This is a genomic window from Pseudonocardia cypriaca, assembly GCF_006717045.1.
GTDB classification, from domain to species: Bacteria; Actinomycetota; Actinomycetes; order Mycobacteriales; family Pseudonocardiaceae; genus Pseudonocardia; species Pseudonocardia cypriaca.
Window position 1 is genome coordinate 1,426,774 of sequence record NZ_VFPH01000002.1, and the last position, 25,354, is coordinate 1,452,127.

Sequence of the window (25,354 nt, forward strand, 5' to 3'; positions counted from 1 at the left end):
CCGCGGCGAACCTACAGTCCACTTCCGGGCTTCTCGGGCGCGGCGCGGTTCACGGCCGAGATCACGGCGTGCACGGACGCCGTCAGCACCGAGGTGTCGAGGCCGACCCCCCACACGTCCGAGCCGTCGACCCGGCACAGGGCGTACGCGGCTGCGCGGCTGTCCCGGGTGGGGGACGTCGCCTGCTGGTGGAAGTCGAGGATGTCGACGTCGATGCCGACGGCGCCCAGCGCGACCGCCAGGCCGGCCAGCGGTCCGGCCGCGGTTCCCTCCACTGCACGCACCGGCCCGCCCGTGCTCACCTGAGCCGCGAACAGGTGCCGGCCGTCGCGCAACGGCCACGTGCCCCAGTCACACAGCTGGACGGCGCCCTGCCGCGATGTCGTTCCGGGTTCCACGTACTCCCGCTGGAACGCCTTCCAGAGCTCGGCCGGGCTGATCTCGAGGCCGGTGCGGTCGGCGATCCGCTGGACGACCGCGGCGAAGTCGATCTGCAGGCGGCGCGGGAGGACGAGCCCGGCGTGGGACTGGAGCAGGTAGGCGATGCCGCCCTTGCCGGACTGGCTGTTCACCCTGATCACGGCCTCGTAGTCGCGTCCGAGGTCCGCGGGGTCGATCGGCAGGTACGGGATCTCCCACGGCAGGTCGGCTTCGGAGGTGCCGCGTGCTGCCGCGAGCGCCGCCTGCCGGGCGAACCCCTTCTTGATCGCGTCCTGGTGGGTGCCGGAGAAGGCGGTGTGGACGAGGTCGCCCGCGTAGGGGTGCCGCTCGTGCACCGAGATGCGGTTGCAGTGCTCGACGGTCCGCCTGATCCCGTCGATGTCGGAGAGGTCGATCCGCGGGTCGACGCCTTGCGTGTGCAGGTTGAGGGCGAGCGTCACCAGGTCGACGTTGCCGGTCCGCTCACCGTTGCCGAACAGGCACCCCTCGACGCGCTGCGCCCCGGCCATCACCGCCAGCTCGGCGCAGGCGACCCCCGTCCCGCGGTCGTTGTGCGGGTGCACGGAGAGGATGACCGAGTCACGGCGCTCCAGGTTCCGGTGCATGTACTCGATCTGGTCGGCGTAGACGTTGGGGGTGGAGACCTCGACGGTCGCGGGCAGGTTGTGGATCACCGGCCGGCCCGGGTCGGCGTCCCACAGCTCGGTCAGGCTGTTGCAGACCTCCAGGACGAAATCCGGCTCGGTGAGGTTGAAGACCTCCGGGGAGAACTCGAACCGCACGTCCCCGCCGTGCCCGTCGACCCCGCGTGCGATCCGCTCGGCGGCGTCCCGGATGCGGGCGTGCAGGGCGTCGCGGTCGAGACCGAGCACGGCGTCCCGCCACAACGGCGCCGTCGCGGCGTACAGGTGCACCACGACCCGCGGTAGCCCGGCGATCGACGCGATCGTCCGGTCGATCAGCTCGGCCCGTGCCGGGGTGAAGACCACGACGGTGACGTCGTCGGGGATGTCGCCGGCGGTGGCCAGCTCGCGCACGAAGTCGTACTCGATCTGGCTGGCCGAGGGGTAGGCGACCTCGATCTCGGTGTAGCCGATGCTCACCAGCCGGTCGAAGAACTGCCGTTTGCGGCTCAGATCCATGGGCTCCACGAGCGCCTGGTTGCCGTCGCGGAGGTCGACGGGGACCCAGAGCGGCGCCGCGGTGATCCGCGCGTCGGGCCAGGTCCGCTCCGTCAGCGGGACGTCGACCCGCTCGTGCGCCGGGCGGTATCTGTGCGACGGCATCGCACTCGGCCGTTGCCGGTTCCAGGAGGAATCACTCACGGCGCCAGAATGGCAGACCTCTGGTTGTAAGACAACAAGACATCTACTCGATCACAGGTGGCAGCGGAGCTGGGTCAACCAGCGGGGAGTCGAATAGGTTCGTTCCATGGTGACCGCGAACTGGGCCGGCAACGTCGTCTTCTCCTCGCGGGAGGTCCACCGGCCCGACTCGGTGGAGAAGCTGCAGGACCTGGTGGCGAGGAGCGACCGGGTCAGGGCCCTCGGCTCGGGGCACTCCTTCAGCCGGATCGCCGATACCGACGGCGAGCACGTCACGCTCGCCGGGCTCCCGCCGGTCGTCGAGATCGACGAGAGCGCGGCCACCGCGCGCGTGTCGGCGGGCCTGCGGTACGGCGAGTTCACCGGCCACCTGCACGAGGCCGGGTTCGCCCTGCCCAACCTGGGTTCGCTCCCGCACATCGCCGTGGCGGGCGCCTGCGCCACCGGGACCCACGGGTCCGGGCAGGGCAACGGGGCACTCGCCACGGCGGTCTCCGCCGTCGAGCTGGTGGGGGCGGACGGCGAGCTGCGCACGGTCCGCAGGGGCGACGCCGAGTTCCCCGGCTCGGTGGTGGCGCTCGGCGCGCTCGGCATTGTCACCACGCTCACGCTGGACCTGCGTCCGACGTTCGGCATCCGCCAGTGGATCTACGAGGGCCTCGCGCTGGAGGACGCCGAGGAGGCGCTGGCGGCCGGCTACAGCGTCAGCCTGTTCACCCACTGGGCGGGCGCCGGCTTCGAGCAGGTGTGGCTCAAGCAGCTCGACACCGACCCCGAGCCGCCCGTCGGCTGGCTCGGCGCGACGCGGGCCCCGGCGCCGGTGCACATGGTGCCCGGCGTGGACCCGCAGCACTGCACGCCGCAGCTCGGCGAGCCGGGGCCGTGGCACGAACGCCTGCCGCACTTCCGGCTCGCGTTCACCCCGAGCAGCGGCGACGAGCTGCAGTCGGAGTACTTCGTGCCGCGCGCCGCCCTCGCCGACGCCCTGCGCGCCGTCGACGCAGTCCGGCACCACCTGGCACCGGTGCTGCAGGTCTCGGAGATCCGCCTGGTGGCCGCCGACGACCTGTGGCTATCCCCCGCCCAGGGCCGGGACACCGCGGCGCTGCACTTCACCTGGGTGCCCGACACCGCCGCCGTGCTGCCCGCGGTGGCCGCGCTGGAGTCGGCGCTCGCCGAGTTCGGCACCCGGCCGCACTGGGGCAAGGTGTTCGGCGTCGCCCCCGCCACCGTCGCCTCGCTGTGGCCCCACCTGAACGACTTCGCGGCCCTGACGCTGAAGCACGACCCGGAAGGCAAGTTCCGCAACGCGATGCTGGAGACCTATCTGCCCCGCTGACCACCGTCGAGGATCCGCGTGGCCTCCGCGAGCGCCGCCTCCTGGTCGAACCTCTCGGCCTGCCACGTCGTCGAGCGGACCGAACCGCTGGTGCGGTAGCGGCGCATCGTCGCGACGTGGAGGGGCAGCCCGACCCAGCGGCGCATCGCCCGGACGTCGGTCCACACCGACAGGGAACCGACCTTGCGCCTGAGCGGGTCGGTCCACAGGTGGACGCCGACCGCTCCCGGCACCGCGTACCAACCGAGGCCGAGGCGCCATCCCGTCCGGGCGATACCCGGCAGCGACCGCAGCGAGTGCATGGTGAAGTCGGTCAGGCTCACGACCACCGCCCCGTCCGTGGCAGCCTCGGGGCCCGGCTGCCACGGGAACCAGACGCGGCTGGACAGCGAGGCAGCCGCACGGGCGGGATTCGTATGCACCCGCCGATCGTCTACACCTGCATATCATCTGTCAAGGACGGCTGCGCCGAATCCGCCTCGACCACCGGCGGCGTCAGGTTCCTGGTCGCCCAGGCGACCGCCACCGCGATCACCGCGATGACCAGGCCGGGGAGCACCACGGACGACGCGGTGGAGCGTTCGATCGCCACACCGCCTGCGAACGACCCGAACGCGATCCCGACGTTGACGGCGGACGCCGGCAGCGACTGCGCCAGCGCGCCACCGGGTCCGGCCAGGCTCACGACGCGGTACTGCAGGGAGGGCGCCATGCCCATGCCGAACAGGCCCATGGCGAGCACCGCCACCGCCGCCAGCAGCGCGACCGCGCCCATGAGGTGCAGCACCGCCAGTGCGGCCGTCACCCCGATGGACCCGACGATCAGCGTCCGGGCGGCGCTCCGGTCGGCGAACCGGCCGCCGCTCATCGAGCCGACCGCCGTCGCCACGCCGTAGGCCAGCAGGAACACGCTGATCCACGGGCCGGAGACCCCGGTGACCGTCTCCAGGAACGGCACGATGTAGGTCAGTGCCGTGTAGATCGCGGCGAACACCAGGACGTGCAGCACCAGCACGGCGAGCACCCGAGGGGCGAACGCGTACTTGGCCTGGGAACCCGCTCCGCCGCCGCTGCTGGGCACGGACGGGACCACCGCCAGTGTGGCGATCAGCGCGACGACGCTGACCACGACGATCGCGACGAACGATCCGCGCCATCCCAGCAGCTGGCCGGCCAGCGTGCCCAGCGGCACCCCCAGCGCGGCCGACACGGTGACACCGGAGACGACCACCGAGATCGCCCGGCCCATCCGCTCCGGCGGCACGACGGAGATGCCGACCCCGAACGCGGCGGCGATGAACAGGCCCTGGAAGGCGCCGGTGCCGACCCGGGCCGTGAGGAACAGCCCGTAGCTCGCGGTCAGCACCGTGACCAGGTTGGCCAGGATGAACAGCAGGAGCGCGCCCGCGAGGACAAGCCGTTTGTCCAACCTGATCGTGAGCGCCGCCAGGAGCGGCCCGCCGATGGCCAGGCCGAGCGCGTAGCCGGTCACCGAGGCGCCTGCGGCGGGGATGGATACCTGCAGATCGGCGGCGATCACGTTCAGCACGCCGACCACGAGCAGCTCGGCCGTGCCGAGTACGAACATCCCGAGGAACAGCGTGGCGAGGACGAGGTTCGCCCTGCCTCCGCTCATCACAGCTTGCTGGTTGCTCATGTGCACCTTCCGGGTTGGTCCACATCGAGACCAGCCGCCGGAGCGGAACCCGTCACCGCCGCCCGAGATCAGGCGGTGGCGTGTGTCACATGGCGGTCGGCTACCCCTGGACCACCGGGTTGGTCAGCACGCCGACGCCCGGGATGCGGCACTCGGCCACCGTGCCGGGGCGGATGTGCACCGCCCCCGGGGTGCCCGTGGAGATGATGTCGCCCGGGTACAGCGGCATCACCGCGCTGTGGAAGCTCACCAGGAACTGCGGCGAGTAGCGCATCCGCGAGACGGTGTTGCTGCGGTGCACCTTCCCGTCCAGCACGGTGCTGACCTCGACGGCGGCCAGGTCGCCCACCTCGGCGACCGGCACGATCTGCGGCCCGAACGAGAAGAAGCCGGGGAAGTTCTTGGAGCGGGTGAGGAAGCGCGGGTTGCGCTCCAGGATGTCCTCGGCCGTCTGGTCGAGCACGGTGGTGACGCCGAAGACGAAGTCGAGCGCATCTTCCTCGCGCACGTCGCGGCAGTAGCGCCCGATCACGAGCCCCAGCTCGGCCTCGGCGGTGGTGCGGGAGCTCTGCGGCGGGATGGGGATCTCCTCGCCCGGGCCGATCACGGTGTGGTCGCCCTTGATGAACGACGCAGGCTCGTCGGGGACCTGCTCGGAGAGGTCGGCGGCGTGGTCGACGTAGTTCAGCCCGATGCCCCAGATCAGCCGCGGGTGCCGGTAGGGCGCGCCGAACGCCACCGACGCCTCCGGCACGAACAGCGCGTCGGCGGCGGACTCGACCGCCTTCGCCAGCTCGCCCACGCGGTCCTCGACGAGGACGGCGCGGACGTCGCCTGCGTACCCGGGCAGCAGGTCGGGGACGCGGGCGACGCCGCGGGCGGGGTCGACGACGGCTGCGACCTCGGTCCCGTCGAGGCGGATGCTGGCCAGACGCATGCTCATGCTCCAGTTGTCTCACGGATGGGGCGCGGGCAGGTCGTCGGGTTCCGGTACCCCCTCAGCCCCGGGGTGCGCCCGTCGCTCCCGCGGGGAACTCCTCGACCCCGAGTACCCGCAACAGCTCCAGCCGCTCGCGGGTGTCGGCGTCCGCAGGGGTGAGCACGAGCAGCTGCTGGCGCTGATCGGGGGTCACGAGGGTCTCGCAGTCCATCAGCAGGGGGCCGACTCGCGGATGCAGGAAGGTCTTGCGGTCGGCGCGCCGGACCGCGACCTCGTGTTCGGCCCAGAGCCGGCGGAAGTCGGCGCTCGCGGCCTGCAGCCGCTCGACGAGACCGGTGACCTCCGCGTCGCCGGACCGGCGGCCTGCCGCAGCGCGGAGGTCGGCCACGACCGCGCGGGCCTGGTGCTGGTGCTCCTCGGGCGGGCGGGCCGCGCGGACCGCGGGTTCGGTGAACCAGCGGTACGCGGTGTAGCGGCGGTCGCCGGAGAAGCCGGTGTGGTCGCCTGCCAGTAGGACGGATGCCCGGTTCTGCGCGAGCACCTCGCCCAGGTCCGACACCACCAGCGCCGGGGTGTCGCCGAGCAGGTCGAGCATCCGCAGGAGGCCGGCGCGAGCAAGGCGGGCCACCCCGTCGGCGGGCGGGGGCCGGTGGCCCGCCAGGTGGAACAGGTGGTCGCGCTCGTCGTCCGACAGGCGCAGCGCCCTGGCCAGCGCACCGAGCAGCTGCGTCGACGGCTGGCTGCTGCGGCCCTGCTCGAGGCGCACGACGTAGTCGACGGACATGCCGGCGAGCATGGCCACCTCCTCCCGGCGCAGACCGGCGGTGCGGCGGCGGGGGCCGTCGGCGATGCCGACCTCGGCCGGGCGGATCGCCTCGCGGCGGCGGCGCAGGAAGTCGGCGAGCTGGTCACGCTGCACGACCCCATGCTCCTCGCGGCCTGCGACCCGATCCAGGGAGCGGCTCTCCCACGATCGACGCTCCGCTCCCGCGACGCCTCCCACCGGCACAGAGTGGGGACATGACCCCGACACGAACCCTGGGCCGCACCGGCCCGACCGTCTCCGCACTGGGCCTCGGCGCGATGGGCATGTCCGGCGGGTACGGCGCGGCCGACCGTACGGAGAGCATCGCCACCGTGCATGCGGCCTTGGAGGCGGGCGTCACGCTGATCGACACGGGCGACTTCTACGGCATGGGCCACAACGAGCTGCTGCTCGCCGAGGCGCTGCGCGGGCGGGATCGCGACAGCTACGTGCTGAGCGTCAAGTTCGGCCAGATGCGCGGCCCGGGCCCGGCGTTCGGCGGGCAGGACGGACGTCCCGAGGCCGTTCGGAACTTCCTGGCCTACTCGCTGACGCGGCTGGGTGTCGACCACGTCGACGTCTACCGCCCGGCTCGCCTGGACCCGGCGGTGCCGATCGAGGAGACGGTGGGCGCGATCAAGGAGATGATCGACGCCGGGTACGTGCGACACCTCGGCCTCTCCGAGGTCGACGCCGCCACGATCCGCCGCGCGCACGCCGTGCACCCGGTCGCCGACCTGCAGATCGAGTACTCGCTCCTGTCCCGCGCGGTGGAGGCGGACGTGCTGCCCGCGCTGCGGGAGCTGGGCATCGGCATGACCGCGTACGGCGTTCTCGGCCGCGGCCTCCTCTCGGGGCACTGGAGCGCAGGCCACGTCGCAGGCCCCGGCGACATGCGCGCCATCAGCCCGCGGTTCTCGAGCGAGAACGTGGAGCACAACCTCCGCCTGGTGGAGGGGCTGCGCGGGGTCGCAGCGGCGAGGGGCTGCACGGTCGCCCAGCTGGCCATCGCATGGGTGGCCGCACAGGGCTCCGACATCGTGCCGCTGGTCGGCGCGCGCACCCGCGAGCGGCTGGCCGAGGCGCTGCCCGCGGCGGAGCTGGACCTCACCGCGGACGACCTCGCCGAGCTGGCGAAGGCGGTGCCCGCCGGGGCGGCGCGCGGCGACCGCTACCCGTCCGCGTTCATGTCCGGGCTCGGCGTGGGCAACTGACTCCGCGGTCCTGGCCCCGCCGTGCCGGCGTTCAGCGGCGGTTGCGGCGGCGCTGGTCCTGGGGCGGGCCGTTGCGCGGGGCAGCGGCCCGCAGGTTGGGGCGCTCGTTGCCCGCGTCCCACCGCGCGTAGGCGTCGACGATGTCGGCCACCAGGCGGTGGCGCACCACGTCCTTGCTGGACAGCTGGGAGAAGTGCACGTCGTCGACGTCGCCGAGGATGTCGCGCACGACGGTGAGCCCGGAACGGGTGCCGCCGGGCAGGTCGACCTGCGTGACGTCACCGGTGACCACGATCTTCGAGCCGAAACCGAGCCGGGTGAGGAACATCTTCATCTGCTCGGGCGTGGTGTTCTGCGCCTCGTCGAGGATGATGAAGGCATCGTTCAACGTCCGGCCACGCATGTACGCCAGCGGCGCCACCTCGATGGTGCCGGCGGCCGTGAGCTTCGGGATCGACTCGGGGTCGATCATGTCGTGCAGCGCGTCGTACAGCGGCCGCAGGTACGGGTCGATCTTCTCGTAGAGCGTGCCCGGCAGGTAGCCCAGCCGCTCCCCCGCCTCGACCGCCGGCCGGGTGAGGATGATCCGGTTGACCATCTTGGCCTGCAGCGCCTGCACGGCCTTGGCCATCGCGAGGTAGGTCTTGCCGGTGCCAGCGGGGCCGATGCCGAAGACGACCGTGTGGGCGTCGATGGCGTCGACGTAGCGCTTCTGGTTGAGCGTCTTCGGGCGGATGGTCTTGCCGCGCCGCGACAGGATGTCGAGCGAGAGCACCTCGGCCGGCGACTCCCCGATGCGGGCGCGCTCGTCGGCCTCGCCGTCGCCGAGCATCTCGACGGTGCGCCGCACGGCGTCGGCGGACACGTGCTGACCCCGCTCGGCGAGGGTGATCAGCTCGGTGAAGACGCGTTCGGCGAATGCCACATCGGCCGGGGTGCCGGTGAGGGTGACCTCGTTGCCGCGGACGTGGACGTCGGCCTCGAGCATCGCCTCGGCGACGCGCAGGCTCTCGTCGCGCGAACCCAGCAGCGCGAGCAGAGCGGCGTCCGGAACGGCCATGCGGGACTGGACGGGATCCGGATGGGTCAAGGGGTGTGCCGCCTGCTTTCGGACTCTGCTGGTTGGACTCGATCGATGGTACCGCGGTCCCCCGACAGAACGCCCGCCGTTTCACCGTCGCGCCCTTGACAGCTCATTTACTCCACAGGTGGGATAAATCCCGTGCACGATGACTCGAACCTGGTAATCCCGCGGATCGCGCGGTTCGTCCGCGAGCGGCTCGTTCCCGCGATGTACCGCGAGCGCGTGCCGCTCCAGGTCACCGCGTGGACGGCGCCGGGCGAGCCGGTGCCGTTCGCCGAGGCGGTCCGGCAGGAGTTCACGCCGTTCGAGGTGGGCTCGCCGTGGGGCCGGCCGTGGGGCACGGTCTGGTTCCACGTCACGGGCACCGTGCCGGCCGGCTGGACCGACCCCGGAACGCGACCCGAGCTCGCCATCGACCTCGGGTTCGCCGGTGTGCAGCCGGGCTTCCAGTCCGAGGGGCTCGCCTACACCCCCGACGGCGTCGTGGTGGCGGCCGTCGAGCCGCGCAACGCCCACGTCCCCCTCACCGGCGGCCCGGGTTCGGCCGTCGACGTGTACGTGGAAGCGGCCTCCAACCCGGGCGTCGCGGCCGACTGGACCTACGCCCCGACCCGGATGGGCGACCCGGCCACCGCGGGCGACGACCCGCTCTACCGGCTCGTCGCCGCCGACATCGGGCTGCTCGACGTGCCGGTCTGGGAGCTGGCGCAGGACATCTGGACGCTGTCCGGGCTGGTCACCGAGCTGTCCCCCGACCTGCCGCGGCGCGCCGAGGTGCTGCGGGCCCTCGAACGGGCCGTCGACGCCGTCGACCCCGAGGACGTGGCGGGCACCGCCGAGCTGGGCCGGGCCGAGCTCGCGGACGTGCTGGCCGCCCCGGCGTGGCCGAGCGCCCACCGCGTGCACGCCGTCGGGCACGCCCACATCGACTCGGCATGGCTCTGGCCGGTCCGCGAGACGGTCCGCAAGGTGGCGAGGACGTTCGCGAACGTCCTCGACCTCATGGACGCGGAGATCGACGGGGCCGACGAGTTCGTGTTCGCCGCGTCGTCCGCCCAGCAGTACGCCTGGCTGCAGGAGCACCAGCCGGAGCTGTTCGAGCGGGTCAAGCGGCGCGTGGCGGAGGGCCGGTTCGTGCCGGTCGGCGGCATGTGGGTCGAGTCGGACACCAACATGCCCGGCGGGGAGGCACTCGCCCGCCAGTTCGTGGCCGGCAAGCGGTTCTTCATGGAACAGCTGGGCGTCGAACCGCTCGAGGTGTGGCTGCCCGACTCCTTCGGCTACAGCGCGGCGCTGCCGCAGCTGATCAAGGCGGCGGGCTCCCGCTGGTTCCTCACCCAGAAGATCTCCTGGAACGAGACGAACGTGATGCCCCACCACACGTTCCGCTGGGAGGGCATCGACGGAACCCAGGTCTTCACGCACTTCCCGCCGGTCGACACCTACAACTCGGAGCTGTCCCAGCACGAGCTGCACCGCGCGCAGCGGCAGTACTCCGAGAAGGGACGCGCCAACACCTCGCTCGTTCCGTTCGGCTGGGGCGACGGCGGCGGCGGGCCCACTCGCGAGATGCTCGCCGCGGCGGCGCGCACGAGGTCCCTGGAGGGCTCACCGGCCGTCCGGATGACCACGCCCGCCGAGTTCTTCTCCACGGCGGAGGCGGAGTACCCGCGCCCACCCGTGTGGTCGGGCGAGCTGTACCTGGAGTTCCACCGCGGCACCTACACCTCGCAGGCGCGCACCAAGCGCGGCAACCGCCGCAGCGAGCACCTGCTGCGCGAGGCTGAGCTGTGGGCCGCGACCGCGGCCGTGCGGGCCGGCCTGCCCTACCCCGCCGACGTGCTGGAACGCTGCTGGCACACCGTGCTCCTGCAGCAGTTCCACGACATCCTGCCGGGCACCTCGATCGCCTGGGTGCACCAGGAGGCCGAGCGCAACTACGCCCGCGTCGCCGAGGAGCTGGAGACCGTCATCTCCAGCTCGCTCGCCGCGCTCACCGGCGACGGGGACGGCACGGTCGCGGTCAACGCGGGGCCCTACCCCGTCGACGGCGTGCCCGCGCTGGGCGGCGGCCCGGTCGCGACGGCCCCCGACGCGGTGCGCGTCGAGGAGAACGGCGACGGCACCGTGCTGGACAACGGGGTCGTCCGCGCCGTGATCGACGACCGCGGCCTGCTCACGTCCGTGTACGACCTCGCCGCCGACCGCGAGCTGGTTCCGCCGGGCGCGGCGGCCAACCTGCTGCAGCTGCACCGCGACACTCCCACCCAGTGGGACGCGTGGGACATCGACGAGCACTACCGCCGGCACGGCCGCGACCTCGTCGAGGTCGCCGAGCTGTCGGTCGTCGGCCGCGAGCCGCAGCGGGCGTCCGTGCGGATCGTGCGCAAGACCGGCGCGTCCACGATCACCCAGGTCGTGTCCCTCGCAGCCGGGTCGGCGTCGATCGAGGTCGACACGCACGTCGACTGGCACGAGCGCCAGAAGCTGCTCAAGCTCGCGTTCCCGGTCGACGTGCACGCAGAGCGGGCCACGTCGGAGATCCAGTTCGGGCACCTGCACCGGCCGATCCACACCAACACCTCGTGGGACGCCGCCCGGTTCGAGACGGTCGCCCACCGCTGGGTGCACGTCGGCGAGCCCGGCTACGGCACGGCCGTCGCCAACGACTCCACCTACGGCCACGACGTCACCCGCTCCACCCGCCCGGACGGCGGCACGACCACGGTGGTGCGGCTGTCGCTGCTGCGCGCCCCGCTCTTCCCCGACCCCACAGCCGACCAGGGCGAGCACCGGATGCGGGTCTCGCTGCGCGCAGGCGCCACCATCGCCGACGCGGTGGCCGAGGGCTACCGGCTGAACCTGCCGCTGCGCACGGTCCGGGGCAGCTCGCCGATCGCCCCGCTGGTGACCGTCGACTCCCCCGCGGTGGTCGTCGAGGCGGTCAAGCTGGCCGAGGACGGCAGCGGCGACGTGGTCGTCCGGCTGTACGAGGCGCACGGCAGCCGGGCGAACGCGCGGGTCACCGCGGACTTCGAGCACTCGGGAGTGGTCGAGACGGACCTCCTGGAACGCCCGCTCCCGGAGCCGGTCGCCCTGGCCGCTGACGGCACGCTGCGGCTGCGCCCGTTCCGGATCGTCACGCTCCGGTATCGGCGAGCATGACGCATTGACACCCGTCCGAGGCCGGTCATAACGTCCGATCTTCGGGCAAAGGCTTTCCGCCCGCCCCACCCCGCCCCGTCAGCGACGACGAGAGGTCATCCATGCCTGCGGAGATGTCCCACCTGCCGGTGTCCACCCGGCGCACGTTCCTGTCGCTCGTCGGCGCGCTCGGCCTCGGCGGCGCGCTCGCGGCGTGCGGTGGGGACAGCGGTGGCGTCGACACCGGCGGCGGGTCCGGCGGCGGCAAGCCGACGCTCAAGCAGTGGTACCACCTGTACGGCGAGTCGGGCACCGAGCAGGCGGTGCAGCGGTACGCCCAGGGCTACGACCGGGCCACCGTCGAGGTGCAGTGGACGCCCGGTGACTACGAGTCGAAGCTGTCGTCCGGGCTGCTGTCCGACAGCGGGCCGGACGTCTTCGAGTACCAGCTCAACGTGGACATGGTGCGCAGCGGACAGATCGTCCCGCTCGACGACATCGTCGGCCCGGTGCGGAGCGACTACACCGACACCGACATCACGGCCACCTCGCTGGACGGGTCGATCTACGGCGTGAAGATCGTGGACGACACCGGCTTCCTCTACTACCGCAAGAGCCTGCTGGCCGCAGCGGGCGTGCAGCCGCCCACCACCATGGACGAGCTGATCAACGCGACCCGCGCCCTCGACCGGGGCGGCGTCAAGGGCCTGTTCATCGGCAACGACGCCGGCGTCACGCCCGCGTTCGGCGGCGGCGCCCTGCTCGACCTCGTGCTGTGGACGGCCGGAACGGCGAGCCTCACCCCCGACAACAAGGTCGGTTTCACCACGCCGGAGGCGAAGGACTCGTTGAGCAAGCTGCGCGAGCTCGCCCAGAGCGGCTCGCTCCTGCTCGGCGCGCCAACCGACTGGTGGGACCCGTCGGCGTTCACCCAGGAGCTCGCCGCCATGCAGTGGTGCGGGCTGTGGGCGATGCCGAAGATCAAGGAGGCCTTCGGCGACGACTTCGGCATCGTGCCGTGGCCCGCGCTGAGCGCCACCGTCGGCAAGCCGGCCACCTTCCTCGGTGGCTGGACCTCCATGGTCAGTGCGAAGGCCCGCGACGTCGACCTCGCGAAGGACTTCGTGAAGTGGCTGTGGATCGACAACGCCGAGGCCCAGGAGGACTTCAACCTCTCCTACGGCTTCCACATCCCGCCGCGCAAGAGCCTCGCCTCCCGGGCCCAGAAGCTGCAGGAGGGGGTGGCGGCCGACGCGCTGCGCATCTTCAACGAGTCCGCGGTGGCGCCGAACCCCATGTGGACGCCGAAGATGAAGTCGGCGTTCGCCGACGCCGCCACCGCGATCGTGCGCGGCGGCGGTGACATCGACGCGGAGCTGGCGAAGGCGCAGCAGGCGGTCGAGGCCGAGCTGGCCCGCCTCGCGGCGTGAGCGGAGCTCACCATCAGACACAGCAGCGCGGTTCAGGCCCCGCCCGCGACGCAGGTGGCCCCCGTCCGCTCCCGGCGCCGCGGGAGCATGGGGGCCACGCCGGCGTTCTGGCTCTTCATGGGGCCGTTCCTCGCGGGGCTGGTCCTGTTCGTGTACCTGCCGATCGCCTGGAGCTTCGTCCTCAGCTTCAACCGGGCGCAGAACACGGTGCAGCCCCGCGAGTTCGTCGGCCTCCAGAACTACATCGACCTGCTGCAGCCAGGGCCGTTCCTGGACAGCCTGTGGACGTTCACGATCTTCGCCGCGATCATCGTGCCGCTCACGTTCGTGCTGTCGCTGCTGCTCGCGGTGCTGCTCAACCAGATCACGGTGGCGCGGGCCTTCTTCCGGTCGGCCTTCTTCCTGCCCACCGCGTGCTCGTACGTCGTGGCGTCGCTGATATGGAAGCTGTCGATCTTCAACGGCGTCCGGTTCGGGCTGGCCAACCAGGTGCTCTCGCTGTTCGGGGTGGAGAACATCGCGTGGCTGTCGTCCGTGAACCCGCCCTGGTACTGGCTGGTGCTGGCCACCGTGCGGCTGTGGCTGCAGCTCGGCTTCTACATCATCCTGTTCCTCGCGGGGCTGCAGCGGATCTCCCCCGAGCTCTACGAGGCGGCGTACGTCGACGGCGCCAAGGCCGGGTGGCAGACGTTCCGGTACATCACCCTGCCGCAGCTGCGGACGACGTCGGTGGCCGTGCTGCTGCTCAACCTGATCGCGGCGTACCAGGCGTTCGACGAGTTCTTCAACCTGCTGAGCAACAGCTCGCTGGCGCGGCCGCCGCTGGTCTACCTCTACTACACGGCGCAGAGCAACCAGGACTACGGCCACGGCAGCGCGGGCGCCATGATCCTCGCCGCCCTCATCGTGCTGGTGACGCTCGGGCAGAACCGCATCTACGGGTTCGGGAGGCCGGAGACGTGAGGCATTCCCCGGCGTACCTCGTGGTGGCGCGCTACGCCGCGCTGGTCGTGGCGACCGTGCTGTTCCTGCTGCCGTTCTACCTGATGCTGCGCAACGCGCTCTCCACCGACCGGGAGATCACCGGCGTCAACTGGACGATCTTCCCGAGCTCGCTGCAGTGGGGGAACGTCGCCGAGGTCTTCGAGGACTCGTCGGCGAACTTCGCCCGCGCACTGCTCAACTCGGCGTTCATCGCGGTGGCCCAGACGGTCGGCACGGTGCTGCTCTCGTCCATGGCCGGGTACGCGCTGGCCCGCATCCCGTTCCGGTACGCGACGCCGATCTTCTACGCGGTGCTGCTGACGCTGATGGTGCCGCCCGCGGTGACGTTCGTGCCGAGCTTCATCATCGTCTCCCGGCTGGGCTGGGTGAACTCCTACCAGGGGATCATCGTCCCGGTGCTGTTCAGCGGGTTCACCGCGTTCCTGTTCCGCCAGTACTTCCTCAACTTCCCGCGGGAGCTGGAGGAGGCGGGGCGCATCGACGGTCTCGGCTACCTCGGCGTCTTCTGGCGGATCGTGGTGCCGAACTCGCTCGGCTTCTTCGCCGCCATCTCGGTCATCACGGTCATCTCCGCGTGGAACCAGTTCCTGTGGCCGCTCGTCGTCGGGCAGAACTCGTCGATGTGGACGGTGCAGGTGTCGCTCTCCACGTTGATGACGGCGCAGACGATCAACCTGCACCAGGTGTTCATGGCCGCGCTGATCTCGATCGTGCCGCTGGTGCTGGTGTTCGTCTTCCTGCAGCGCTACCTCGTGCAGGGCGTGGCGGAGACCGGGATCAAGGGCTGACCCCGGTCACGCGACCTACGGTGTGGGGCCTTCACTCATCTCCTGCAGCTTGCGGCTGAAGGAGCGGGCCGACACCAGCGCCCAGTACGCCACGATCAGCATCTGAGGGCCGAACGTCAACAACCGGACCCATTCGTAGCCGGTGGGAAGAATCCCGTCCGGCACGATGAGATCACGCGTGAAGGAGGCGAAAGGGGCCCCGGCGGACAGCGCGGCGACGAAGGCCACGACGCCCGCACTGCGGGATGCGCGCGTGTACTTCCCAGCAGACGCCGCCTCCACCCTGCCCAGGGCCGAATGCAGCACGTAGCCGAGGGCCAGACCGGCCGCCACGGAGGGCAGTGCCCATGGCAGCACCTGGCTGGCGTGCCGGAGCGGCTTGTCCAAGAGTGCCGCGACGACCCAGAACGCTGCGACCACGGCGGTGTTGAGCCCGACGACACGGCGGTAGATCCGCAGCGCCCGGCGGGCTTCCGCCTGCAGATCCATCCCCTCGGCCGCCTGTGCCCGTCGCTCCTGGGCGCGGCGCTCAGCGGCCTCGTCACGGGGAGGGAGCACCTGCCCGTAGATGTTCGTCGCGATGCCGTACTCCGCGAGCACGGCCCGGTGCCGGCCGATCGTCTTCCACAGCGGGACCATCGCCACCGCGGCCACCGCCAGCGCGACGACGCCCCCGCCGAGGATCAGCAGGGCCGTGCCCGAGTGCCACGCCAGCGGAACGAACAGCGCCAGGAAGCCGGGCACACCCACCAGGTAGCCCCAGCCGAGGTAGCGGGTGAACGCTCGGCCGGCGGCCTGCTGGTGCGCTTCCCGCGCCTGGGCCGCCGACGAGTAGGGGTACGGCGCGCCTGCACGGGCCACTCGCTCCGCGCGCTCCAGATCGATCGTCGTCATGACCGGTATGACCTGGGGAGCCCCCGATCGGTTGGGGCGGCTGCGGGATCGAGGGCTGATCCCCGCCAGCACCGGCGGGTCCCGGCGGCGAGACTCGGCCGCATGACCGGCGACGCACTGACGGTGCTGAAGGGCATGTACTCGGCCGAACAGGTCTACCTGGACGCGGGCGGGCCCGGACGCGCGAGCTTCGAGACCCTGGCGCCGTTCTTCGCGCCGGACGTGGTGCTGCACCAGGCCGACGCGCTGCCCTACGGCGGCACCTGGCGCGGACACGCGGGGCTGGAGCGGTTCTTCGTGGCGATGAGCACGGCCTGGGAGTCCTTCGAGATGCTGGAGCAGGAGTTCCACCCGGCAGGCGATGTGGTCGTCGTGCGCACCGAGGTGCGCGCCACCGCCCGTGCGACCGGCCGGAAGCTGGAGTTCCCGATCCTGCAGACGGTGCGCGTCGCCGAGGGGCGCATCACGGAGGTCTGGCCGTTCTACTGGGACACCGCGGCGATCGCCGACGCCTGCGCGTGATCGTGGGACCCCACGGCCGTTCATACCGCGCGGTCAGGCGCCCGGGGCCGGTGGTTCGACGAGGCGGTACCGGTAGGCCATGGCGACCAGCTGCGCGCGATCGCGGGCGCCGAGCTTGGCCATCGCGCGGCTGACGTGGGTCTTCGCTGTGGCGTGGCTGATCGTGAGCGCCCCGGCGATGTCGGTGTTGCTCAGGCCGTGGGCGACGAGCCCGACGATCTCCTTCTCCCGGGCCGTGAGCTGGTCCAGCGCGTCCGCGTTCAGCCGCGGGGTCGCGCTCCGCTCGATGAGCCGGGCGATCAACCGGCGGGTCAGCCCCGGCGACAGCAGCGCCTCGCCACCGGCGACGACGCGGATGCCGCGCAACAGCTGGACGGGTTCCGTGTTCTTGATCAGGAAGCCGGCGGCACCGGCGCCGAGCGCGTCGACGACGTACTCGTCGTGGTCGAACGTGGTCAGGATGAGCACGTGGACGCCTGCGAGGTCGGGGTCGGCGGCGATCTCGTGGGTGGCGCGCAGCCCGTCGACACCGGGCATCCGGATGTCCATCAGCACGACGTCGGGCCGGGTCCGCCGGGCCAGCTCCACCGCGGTGGCGCCGTCGGCGGCCTCCCCGACCACGACCATCCCCGGCTCGGACTCGACGAGCACCCGGAAGCCGCCGCGGACGAGGGCCTCGTCGTCGGCGATGAGCACGCGGATCGGCTCGCTCACGTCGGCCATCATCGCGGGTTCGGGATCGGCAGCTCGGCGTACACCTCGAAGCCACCCGCGGGGTGCGGCGCCGCGGTGAGCCGCCCGGACAGCGCGCGGGCCCGCTCCCGCATCCCGTCGATCCCGTGCCCGTCCGGGGAGTCCGCGGCGGCAGCGAGGCCGTCGTCACGCATCCGGACCGAGAGCCGTGACGGCTCGTGCGTCAGCGTCAGTCGCACGGTCCGCGCCTCCGCGTGGCGCAGCACGTTGGTCAGCGCCTCCTGGATGATCCGGTAGGCGGCCATGTCGACGGGGGCGGGCAGCGGACGCGGATCGCCGTCGACCTGCAGCTCGACCCGCAGGCCGGCCGCCTCGGCCGTGTCGACCAGCTCGGGAAGCCGGTCCAGGCCACCCCTGGGTGCGCGCGGTTCCTCGTCGGAGGGGTCGGAGCGCAGGATGCCGAGGATGGTCTTGACGTCGGTGAGGCCGTCGTCGCAGACCTTCTTGATCGCGGCGAGGGCCTCGCGGGCCTGCCCCGGCCGCTGCTCGACGAGGTGCAGGCCCACCCCGGCCTGCACGCTGATGGCGGCCATGGCGTGGCCGAACACGTCGTGCAGCTCCCGCGCGATGCGCAGCCGCTCCTCGGCGGCGAGGCGGCGCGCCCGCTCCTCGCGGGTCCGGGTCTCCCGCGCCAGCTCGGCGCGGGTGGCCGCGAGCAGCGCCCGGTAGTAGCCCACGGCCGTCCCGGCGCTGGCCGCGGTCGCGGACAGCAGCAGCTCGATCGGGACGACGCCCACGGTCTCGGTGTCGCCGAGCACCACCCGGATCGCGAGGATCTGGATCAACGCCGTGGGCACGGCGCCTGCGAGGCCCCACCGCCAGCCCCGGTCCGCCGCGAGGGTGTAGCAGCCGATCAGCGGCACCAGCGTGATCAGCAGGCCGGGCCCCTCCGCGAGGAACCAGAGGACGGGGACCGCGTCGAGCACGCCGAGCACCGCGACCGGGTAGCGGCGGCGCAGGGCGATCGCGGCGGCGACCGTCGCGAGCAGGGCGACCACGCCGGCGTCCACCCGGCCGCCTTCGACGACGGCGGCGGCGAGGAGCCCGACCGCCACGCAGGCACCGAGGATCGCGTCGACCACGACCACTCGCATGATGTCGACCGTCCTCCCGCCGTCCGCCCGGCCCACCATGGTCCGCGGCCGACCGCGGGTGTGCATCCACCCCGTGTGGTGTCCCGGAACTACCACCAGCGGCTGACCGTACGTCGCGCGCACCAGCCGGGAAACACCACCGGCGTCCGACGCGCACCGCCCGCCCGGCGATCAGCATCGGGGACCGAACTTCCCCCGACCGAAGGGATCTCCGATGTCCACCCCTCTCCTGCTCGCCGCACCCCAGGCCGCCGGTTACGTCCTCGGCATCGGGCGAACCGTGCCCACCGCCGCCGCGCTGATCGCGCTGGTCGGGGTGGTCGTCGGCGGGCTGGCCATGGCCCGCCGCCGCAGGCGGCAGGCCGTCATCGCCGTGGTGCTCGGGCTGATCGGCGTGATCGTCGGCGGCCTGCACGGGGCCAACGCCGCCGGCGGTCTCGGAACCGGCAACGGCCTCGCCGGGGCCCTCATTGCCGTGGCGCTCGGGCTGATCGGCGTGGTGCTCGGCTGGCTGGCGCTGGCCGCAGCGCGCCGGACGGCCGGCCGTCCGTCGTCAGGCCGCCGTTGACGCCGACGGACGCCATGGAACCGCATCGGCTGGTTGACTCGGCGCGGTGAGCTTCGACGACTACCAGCAGCTGACGTTCTCCCGCCGCCCCAACGGCGTCCTGCTCATCACGCTCGACCGGCCGGAGAAGTACAACGCCGCCGACGAGCAGATGCACAACGAGCTCGCCCGGGTCTGGATCGACGTCGCCGCCGACCCCGGCACCCGCGTCGCGGTCATCACCGGCGCCGGCAAGGCGTTCTCCGCCGGCGGCGACCTGGCGATGGTCGAACGGATGGCCGGCGACTACGACCGGGTCTCGCACATGCTCAAGGAGATGAGCGACCTCGTCTACAACATCATCAACTGTGAGAAGCCCATCGTGTCGGCCATCAACGGCGTCGCCGTCGGCGCCGGCACCGTCGCCGCACTGCTGGCCGACATCGCCATCGCAGCCGAGGACGCCCGGATCGGCGACGGGCACGTCAAGCTCGGCGTCGCGGCAGGCGACCACGCCGCCATCATCTGGCCCCTGCTCGCCGGGATGGCCAAGGCCCGCTACTACCTGCTCACCGGCGAGATGATCACCGGCGCCGAGGCCGAACGACTCGGCATGGTCGCCAAGGCCCTGCCCCGCGAACAGGTCCTCGACGAGGCACTGCGCGTGGCCGACGCGCTGGCCACCGGCTCCCAGCCCGCGATCCGGCTCACCAAGAAGGCGCTCAACAACTGGCTGCGCGCCGCCGGACCCACCTTCGACCAGTCCGCCGCCTACGAGATGCTGACCTTCCTCGGCCCGGACGTCGTCGAGGGCTACACGGCGCTGCGCGAGAAGCGCGAACCGCGCTTCCCCTCCGCCCAGCCCTGACCGACCCCGCTAGCCGCCGTCGCTCTCGGGGAGCCGGTCGAGCACCCGTTCGAGCGCCGGGCCGATGACGTCGAGCTCGGCGTCGGTGAGCGCGTCGAAGAAGTACTGGCGGACCGCCGCGACGTGAGCGGGTGCGGCCGCGACGATGGCCGCCCGGCCGGCATCGCTGAGGCGGACCATCGAACCGCGCGCGTCCTCGCTGCACTCCTCGCGGGCGACCAGGCCGCGCTTCTCCATCCGCGCGACCTGGTGGGAGATCCGGCTGCGCTCCCAGCCGACCATCCGGCCGAGGTCACGCGCCCGCAGCAGCCCGTCAGGGGCCTCGGACAGCGGCACGAGAAGCGTGTACTCCGCCCCCGACAGCCCGCCGTCCCGGGTCAACCGGCGCTCCAGCACCGCGCTCAGCCGCTGCTGCACCCCGATGATCCCGCGCCACACGCGCGCCTCCCGCTCGTCGAGCCAGCGCGCCTCGTCCACGCTCCGACCGTACCAAGAAAGTTGACGCGTCACCAAACTCGGAGTAGATGTAGATGCGTCAACAAGAGAGGAGCTTCCGATGACCGAACTCGTGCTCGGGCTCGACACCTTCGGTGACGTGCCGGAGGACGACACCGGCGCCCTCGTGTCCCACGCCGAGGCGATCCGGCAGGTCGTCACCGAGGCCACCCTCGCCGACGAGCTCGGCGTCGACGCCATCGCGCTCGGTGAGCACCACCGGCCGGAGTACGCGATCTCGACCCCCGAGACCGTGCTCGCCGGCATCGCGGCCCGCACCTCACGCATCCGCCTCGGCTCCGGCGTCACCGTGCTCAGCTCCGACGACCCGGTGCGGGTGTTCCAGCGCTTCTCGACGGTGGACGCGATCTCCGGTGGGCGCGCCGAGGTGATCCTGGGGCGCGGCTCGTTCACCGAGTCGTTCCCCCTGTTCGGCTACGATCTGGCCGACTACGAGGTGCTCTTCGAGGAGAAGCTCGACCTGTTCGTCCGGCTCCTCGACGAGAAGCCGGTCACGTGGAGCGGCACCGTGCGGGCCCCGCTCGAGGACGCCGACGTGTACCCCAAGACCGACTCCGGGCGCCTGACCACCTGGGTCGGGGTCGGCGGCTCGCCCCAGTCGATCGTGCGCACCGCCCGCTACGGCCTGCCGCTCATGCTCGCGATCATCGGTGGCCCTCCCGGGCGGTTCGCCCCGCTCGTCGAGCTCTACCGCCGCGCCACCGAACAGCTGGGCACCACCGCGTGGCCGATCGGCATGCACTCACCGGGCTTCATCGCCGACACCGACGAGGAGGCCAAGGAGGTCCACTACCCCCGCTACAAGGTCATCCGCGACCGCATCGGCGCCCAGCGCGGCTGGCCACCGCTGCGCCGCGAGGAGTACGACGCGGAGATCGAGCACGGCTCGATGTACGTCGGCTCACCCGACACCGTGGCCCGCAAGATCGCCGGCGCCGTACGGGCACTCGGTGTCGGCCGGTTCGACCTGCTCTACACCTCCGGCTCCCTGCCGACCAGCGCGCGGTTGCGGGCCGTCGAGCTCTACGGCACCAAGGTCATCCCCGTGGTCCGCGACATCCTCGGAGAGACGTCGTGATCCGCACGATCGGCATCCTCGGGGCCGGCAAGGTCGGCACCGTGCTCGCCCGCCTCGCCATCGCCGCCGGATACCGCGTGCTCGTCGCCGGCTCCGGGGACCCGGCGAAGATCGCCCTCATCGTCGAGGTGGTCACGCCGGGCGCGATCGCCACCACCGCCGCCGAGGCGGCCGCGCAGGCCGACGTCGTCGTACTCGCCCTGCCCCTCGGCAGGTACCGGACCATCCCCGCCGGCGCGCTGCGCGGCAAGCTCGTGATCGACGCGATGAACCACTGGTGGGAGACCGACGGCGTCCGCGACGACCTCACCGACCCCCGCACCTCCTCCAGCGAGATCGTGCAGGCCTTCCTGCCCGCATCCCGGGTGGTGAAGGCGTTCAACCACATGGGGTACCACGACCTCGAGGCCGAGGCCCGCCCCGCGGGGACGCCCGGGCGGAAGGCCATCGCGGTCGCGGGCGACGATCCCGCCGACGTCTCCGCGGTCACCCGGCTCGTCGACGCGCTCGGCTTCGACCCGGTCGTCGCCGGCCCGCTCGCCGAGGGCGTCCGCTTCGAACCCGGGACCGAGCTCTTCGGCGCCGACGTCCCCGCCGACGAGGTGCGCGCCGTGCTCGACCGTTTCCCCGACTCCCCGCGCGGCCGTATCGTCGCGCGAGCCCGCTCGACCGAAGCCGCCTGAGGGACTGGCCCATGAGCAACACCGAAGCGCTCCCGGCCGAGCTCACCTGCCCCGGCGGCGAGCCCGGCACCGGCACGGTCGAGGTCCTGACCGCCCGTGAGGTGCCGCTCGGCGGCCCCCGCGCGATGACGGTCCGGCGGACGCTGCCCCAGCGCGAGCGGTCGCTCATCGGCGCGTGGTGCTTCGCCGACCACTACGGCCCCGACGACGTCGCAGGCGCGGGGATGGATGTGCCCCCGCACCCGCACACCGGCCTGCAGACGGTGACCTGGCTGTTCACCGGCGAGGTCGAGCACCGCGACAGCCTCGGCACGCACGCGATCGTGCGGCCCGGCGAGCTGAACCTGATGACCGGCGGGCACGGGATCTGCCACTCCGAGGTCTCGACCCCCGGCGTCATGACCCTGCACGGCGTGCAGCTGTGGGTCGCCCTGCCCGACGCGCACCGCCGCGCCGCACGCGCCTTCCACCACCACATCCCGTCACCCATCGACCTCGGCGGTGCGACCGCACGCGTGTTCCTCGGCACCCTCGCCGGCGAGACCTCGCCCGTGCCGACCTTCACCTCGCTGCTCGGCGCCGAGATCGTCCTCGACGGCCACGCCCGCATCGCGCTCGCGGTCGACCCGACCCACGAGCACGGCGTCCTCGTCGACACCGGCACGGTCACGCTCGCCGGCACCGAACTGGCCCGCGCCGAGCTCGGCTACCTGCCCTGCGGCGCAGCGAGCCTGGAGCTGACCAACCCCGGCCCGGAGCCGGCTCGCGTGCTGCTCCTCGGCGGCGCCCCGTTCGCCGAGGACATCGTGATGTGGTGGAACTTCGTGGCCCGCAGCCACGACGAGATCGTGGCGTTCCGGGAGGCGTGGGAACGCGAGTCCGACCAGTTCGGCCGCATCGACGGCTACGCCGGAACGCCTGGCCGGCTCCCTGCACCCGTTCTGCCCAACGCCCGGATCACCCCACGGCGCCGACGATGATCCGATAATCGGGATCGATCACACCGCGAGCGACGAAGGGGGCGACGATGGCGCGCTGGCGCAACCGGCCGGAGGGTTCGACCTGGGGCGACTTCGGCCAGGACGACCGCATGGGACGCCTCAACCTGGTCGGACCGGATCAGGTCCGCAAGGGTGTGGCCGAGGTGCGCGACGGCGTCACGTTCTGCCTCTCGTTGCCGCTGAACCTGCCCGGCGGCGCGGTGCTCAACCCGAACCGGCTCCCGCCCGTCCTGCGGCCCACCTTGCGGTCCGGCGCCATCGGCTTCAACTGCGACATGATGATCGCCTTCCCCGGCGCCAGCGACGTCATGTGCGACGACCTCGTCGTGCTGCACACCCAGTACTCCACGCAGTGGGACGCCTTCGGCCACGCCGGCTCCCACTTCGACGCCGACGGCGACGGAACCGCAGAACGCGTCTTCTACAACGGGTGGCGCGCCGGGACCGACGTCGTGGGCCCGGACGACCTCGAGCTGGCCGGCATCCGCAGTCTCGGCCGCGTCGACGGCGCCACCGAGGGCACCGCCTCGACCTCGAACGCCGGCCCCGTCGACATCAGCCACATGGCACGCCACGGCGTCCAGGGCCGGGCCGTGCTCGTCGACCTCGAGGCCCACTTCGGCACGGAGCGCACGCTCGTCGGCTACGAGGCGCTCTCTCGGGTGCTCGACGCCGACGACGTCGTCGTCGAGCCCGGCGACCTACTGGTGCTGCACACCGGGTTCACCCGCCTCCTGGCCGCCCAGCACGGCAAGCCCGACCCCGACTCGCTCGATGTGTGCGCCGTCCTCGACGGCGCGGACCCCGACCTGCAGAACTGGATCCGCGACAGCGGCGTCGCCGCGATCGCCGCGGACAACTACGCCGTCGAGGCCTTCCCTCCCGACCACGAGCTGCAGGACGAGCCGGCACTGCCGCTCCACGAGCTGTGCCTGTTCCGGCTCGGCGTGCACCTCGGCGAGCTGTGGTGGATCTCCGACCTCGCGGCCCACCTGCGTGCGGCCGGCCGCTCCCGCTTCCTGCTCACCGCTCCCCCGCTCCGCCTGCCTGGCGCCGTCGGCTCACCGGTGACCCCGATCGCGACGGTGTGACGCCGCCGGATCAGATGCCGCGGCGCGCCCGCAGCACCAGCACCGTGGTCACCGCGAGCACGACGGCGCCGATGGACTCGACGACGAGCGTGGTCGGCGCGAGGTCGTAGCTCAGGCTGGACTGGATGCCGAACAGCCCGACGGTCAGCGCGAGCACGAGCGCGAGCAACGTGCCCACCAGGAACAGCAGGCTCAGCACGCTCGCCACCGGCAGGAGCCACCCCCGGACGACGAGCATGGCGATCGCGAGCACGAGCCCGCCGACGAAGTTGAGCGTGAAGAGGATCCCGAGGATGCCGCCGGTGCCGTTGAAGACGAGGTAGAGGTGGAGCCCGCCCATCGCGAGCAGGAAGAGCGCGCTGAGCGCCCGCCAGACCATGAGTGAACGCTGCCGGACTCCGGCCGATCGGGGCCTCGATGCCATGGTCATGTCTACCCGTGCGGACGGTCCGGGCGCCACACCCATATGACCGACGCCGGAACAGAGGCCGGCCCACACCCGTTGCTGGAAGGGGCAGGACGCGAGATACGCGAAGAACCTGCATCGAGGAGGCGATCACGATGGCGACCGAGCGCGCGATCCTGGCGGGCGGCTGCTTCTGGGGAGCGCAGGAGCTGCTGCGGGCCCGACCCGGCATCGTCTCCACCCGCGTCGGGTACTCGGGCGGCGACACGCCGAACGCGACCTACCGCAACCACGGCGACCACGCCGAGGCCGTCGAGATCGTCTTCGACCCCGACGTCATCAGCTACCGCGACATCCTGGAGTTCTTCTTCCAGATCCACGACCCGACCACCAAGGACCGCCAGGGCAACGACGTCGGGCGCAGCTACCGGTCGGCGATCTACTACACCAGCGACGAGCAGGAGAGCGTCGCCCGCGACACGATCGCCGACGTCGACGCCTCCGGTCTGTGGCCCGGGAAGGTCGTCACGGAGGTGGAGCCTGCCGGCGACTTCTGGGAGGCCGAGGAGGAGCACCAGGACTACCTCCAGAAGCACCCCTACGGCTACACCTGCCACTGGGTGCGGCCCGGCTGGGTCCTCCCGCGGCGAGCGGCGACCTCCGGGCAGAGCTGAGGTCACAACACTCGTCCCGGGCTGCCGGCGAGTGGCTCTTGATCACCGGGGCGCT

Annotated in this window: 24 protein-coding genes and 1 pseudogene; 14 read left to right on the forward strand and 11 right to left on the reverse strand. The window is 72.1% G+C overall.

What is annotated here, in order from left to right:
• Positions 1 to 11: 11 nt before the first annotated feature.
• Positions 12 to 1,727 carry a 2-isopropylmalate synthase gene (locus FB388_RS24425; RefSeq protein WP_142104511.1) on the reverse strand — a complete coding sequence of 572 codons (1,716 nt, stop codon included), beginning with the start codon at positions 1,725 to 1,727 and terminating at the stop codon, positions 12 to 14.
• A gap of 145 nt (positions 1,728 to 1,872) precedes the next feature.
• Here FB388_RS24425 and FB388_RS24430 point away from each other — a divergent pair, with 145 nt between their 5' ends.
• Complete coding sequence (locus tag FB388_RS24430) at positions 1,873 to 3,105, forward strand: D-arabinono-1,4-lactone oxidase (RefSeq protein ID WP_142104512.1); 1,233 nt, start codon at positions 1,873 to 1,875, stop codon at positions 3,103 to 3,105.
• Here FB388_RS24430 and FB388_RS24435 read toward each other — a convergent pair.
• The 4 genes from FB388_RS24435 to FB388_RS24450 all read right to left on the reverse strand — a co-directional run bounded on the left by FB388_RS24435 (position 3,090) and on the right by FB388_RS24450 (position 6,621).
• Positions 3,090 to 3,527, reverse strand: a complete 438-nt coding sequence (locus FB388_RS24435; RefSeq protein ID WP_142104513.1) for a hypothetical protein — start codon at positions 3,525 to 3,527, stop codon at positions 3,090 to 3,092. The genes FB388_RS24430 and FB388_RS24435 overlap by 16 nt on opposite strands.
• Before the next feature lie 11 nt (positions 3,528 to 3,538).
• Positions 3,539 to 4,762: an MFS transporter gene (locus FB388_RS24440; RefSeq protein ID WP_142104514.1), complete on the reverse strand. Its 1,224-nt coding sequence runs from the start codon at positions 4,760 to 4,762 to the stop codon at positions 3,539 to 3,541.
• 100 nt (positions 4,763 to 4,862) lie between these two features.
• Positions 4,863 to 5,699, reverse strand: coding sequence for a fumarylacetoacetate hydrolase family protein (locus tag FB388_RS24445; protein ID WP_142106257.1), 837 nt, complete (start codon positions 5,697 to 5,699; stop codon positions 4,863 to 4,865).
• Positions 5,700 to 5,760: 61 nt separating this feature from the next.
• On the reverse strand, positions 5,761 to 6,621 hold the full coding sequence (locus FB388_RS24450) for a helix-turn-helix transcriptional regulator (protein WP_142104515.1): 861 nt from the start codon (positions 6,619 to 6,621) through the stop codon (positions 5,761 to 5,763).
• Between the two features lie 101 nt (positions 6,622 to 6,722).
• Here FB388_RS24450 and FB388_RS24455 point away from each other — a divergent pair, with 101 nt between their 5' ends.
• Entirely contained in the window at positions 6,723 to 7,721 is a 999-nt protein-coding gene (locus tag FB388_RS24455; protein WP_142104516.1) for an aldo/keto reductase, read from the forward strand.
• A 31-nt stretch (positions 7,722 to 7,752) separates the two neighbouring features.
• Here FB388_RS24455 and FB388_RS24460 read toward each other — a convergent pair whose 3' ends face one another.
• Positions 7,753 to 8,811: a PhoH family protein gene (locus FB388_RS24460; protein ID WP_246122355.1), complete on the reverse strand. Its 1,059-nt coding sequence runs from the start codon at positions 8,809 to 8,811 to the stop codon at positions 7,753 to 7,755.
• Positions 8,812 to 8,943: 132 nt separating this feature from the next.
• Here FB388_RS24460 and FB388_RS24465 point away from each other — a divergent pair, with 132 nt between their 5' ends.
• The 4 genes from FB388_RS24465 to FB388_RS24480 all read left to right on the forward strand — a co-directional run bounded on the left by FB388_RS24465 (position 8,944) and on the right by FB388_RS24480 (position 15,172).
• Entirely contained in the window at positions 8,944 to 11,970 is a 3,027-nt protein-coding gene (locus FB388_RS24465) for an alpha-mannosidase (RefSeq protein WP_142104518.1), read from the forward strand.
• A 101-nt stretch (positions 11,971 to 12,071) separates the two neighbouring features.
• Positions 12,072 to 13,379 (forward strand): ABC transporter substrate-binding protein, encoded by a 1,308-nt coding sequence (locus FB388_RS24470; RefSeq protein WP_211362204.1) that lies wholly within the window; start codon positions 12,072 to 12,074, stop codon positions 13,377 to 13,379.
• 87 nt (positions 13,380 to 13,466) lie between these two features.
• Complete coding sequence (locus tag FB388_RS24475) at positions 13,467 to 14,342, forward strand: carbohydrate ABC transporter permease (RefSeq protein ID WP_142104519.1); 876 nt, start codon at positions 13,467 to 13,469, stop codon at positions 14,340 to 14,342.
• Complete coding sequence (locus FB388_RS24480; RefSeq protein ID WP_425468570.1) at positions 14,339 to 15,172, forward strand: carbohydrate ABC transporter permease; 834 nt, start codon at positions 14,339 to 14,341, stop codon at positions 15,170 to 15,172. Before FB388_RS24475 ends, FB388_RS24480 begins: the two co-directional genes overlap by 4 nt.
• A 15-nt stretch (positions 15,173 to 15,187) precedes the next feature.
• Here the strand turns inward: FB388_RS24480 and FB388_RS24485 are convergent, their stop codons facing one another.
• On the reverse strand, positions 15,188 to 16,066 hold the full coding sequence (locus tag FB388_RS24485) for a hypothetical protein (RefSeq protein WP_142104520.1): 879 nt from the start codon (positions 16,064 to 16,066) through the stop codon (positions 15,188 to 15,190).
• A 102-nt stretch (positions 16,067 to 16,168) separates the two neighbouring features.
• Between FB388_RS24485 and FB388_RS24490 the strand changes: the two genes are divergently transcribed.
• Positions 16,169 to 16,588: a nuclear transport factor 2 family protein gene (locus tag FB388_RS24490; protein WP_246122357.1), complete on the forward strand. Its 420-nt coding sequence runs from the start codon at positions 16,169 to 16,171 to the stop codon at positions 16,586 to 16,588.
• 33 nt (positions 16,589 to 16,621) lie between these two features.
• Here the strand turns inward: FB388_RS24490 and FB388_RS24495 are convergent, their stop codons facing one another.
• Entirely contained in the window at positions 16,622 to 17,302 is a 681-nt protein-coding gene (locus tag FB388_RS24495; RefSeq protein ID WP_246122359.1) for a response regulator, read from the reverse strand.
• Between the two features lie 8 nt (positions 17,303 to 17,310).
• Entirely contained in the window at positions 17,311 to 18,435 is a 1,125-nt protein-coding gene (locus FB388_RS24500) for a sensor histidine kinase (RefSeq protein ID WP_142104521.1), read from the reverse strand.
• Between the two features lie 214 nt (positions 18,436 to 18,649).
• Here FB388_RS24500 and FB388_RS24505 point away from each other — a divergent pair, with 214 nt between their 5' ends.
• Together FB388_RS24505 and FB388_RS24510 are read left to right on the forward strand one after the other, a co-directional pair.
• Positions 18,650 to 19,003, forward strand: coding sequence for a DUF6223 family protein (locus FB388_RS24505; protein ID WP_142104522.1), 354 nt, complete (start codon positions 18,650 to 18,652; stop codon positions 19,001 to 19,003).
• 46 nt (positions 19,004 to 19,049) lie between these two features.
• A complete protein-coding gene (locus tag FB388_RS24510) occupies positions 19,050 to 19,850 on the forward strand; it encodes an enoyl-CoA hydratase/isomerase family protein (RefSeq protein WP_142104523.1) in 801 nt (266 codons plus the stop codon).
• Positions 19,851 to 19,859: 9 nt separating this feature from the next.
• Here the strand turns inward: FB388_RS24510 and FB388_RS24515 are convergent, their stop codons facing one another.
• The gene (locus FB388_RS24515) at positions 19,860 to 20,327 is read right to left on the reverse strand and encodes a MarR family winged helix-turn-helix transcriptional regulator (RefSeq protein WP_142104524.1); all 468 of its coding nucleotides are present in this window, start codon (positions 20,325 to 20,327) and stop codon (positions 19,860 to 19,862) included.
• A gap of 79 nt (positions 20,328 to 20,406) precedes the next feature.
• Between FB388_RS24515 and FB388_RS24520 the strand changes: the two genes are divergently transcribed.
• From FB388_RS24520 to FB388_RS24535, 4 genes and pseudogenes are all read left to right on the forward strand, one after another.
• Positions 20,407 to 21,444: an LLM class flavin-dependent oxidoreductase gene (locus FB388_RS24520; RefSeq protein ID WP_142104525.1), complete on the forward strand. Its 1,038-nt coding sequence runs from the start codon at positions 20,407 to 20,409 to the stop codon at positions 21,442 to 21,444.
• A pseudogene (locus FB388_RS24525) lies at positions 21,438 to 22,127 on the forward strand (NADPH-dependent F420 reductase); the annotation flags it as partial. The gene FB388_RS24520 and the pseudogene FB388_RS24525, both read left to right, overlap by 7 nt.
• An 11-nt stretch (positions 22,128 to 22,138) precedes the next feature.
• On the forward strand, positions 22,139 to 23,107 hold the full coding sequence (locus FB388_RS24530; protein ID WP_142104526.1) for a pirin family protein: 969 nt from the start codon (positions 22,139 to 22,141) through the stop codon (positions 23,105 to 23,107).
• 47 nt (positions 23,108 to 23,154) lie between these two features.
• Positions 23,155 to 24,219, forward strand: coding sequence for a cyclase family protein (locus tag FB388_RS24535; RefSeq protein ID WP_142104527.1), 1,065 nt, complete (start codon positions 23,155 to 23,157; stop codon positions 24,217 to 24,219).
• A 10-nt stretch (positions 24,220 to 24,229) separates the two neighbouring features.
• Here FB388_RS24535 and FB388_RS24540 read toward each other — a convergent pair whose 3' ends face one another.
• Positions 24,230 to 24,598: a hypothetical protein gene (locus FB388_RS24540; RefSeq protein WP_211362205.1), complete on the reverse strand. Its 369-nt coding sequence runs from the start codon at positions 24,596 to 24,598 to the stop codon at positions 24,230 to 24,232.
• A 182-nt stretch (positions 24,599 to 24,780) separates the two neighbouring features.
• Here FB388_RS24540 and msrA point away from each other — a divergent pair, with 182 nt between their 5' ends.
• Positions 24,781 to 25,299: a peptide-methionine (S)-S-oxide reductase MsrA gene (msrA, locus tag FB388_RS24545; RefSeq protein WP_142104528.1), complete on the forward strand. Its 519-nt coding sequence runs from the start codon at positions 24,781 to 24,783 to the stop codon at positions 25,297 to 25,299.
• The last annotated feature ends 55 nt before the right edge of the window (positions 25,300 to 25,354 follow it).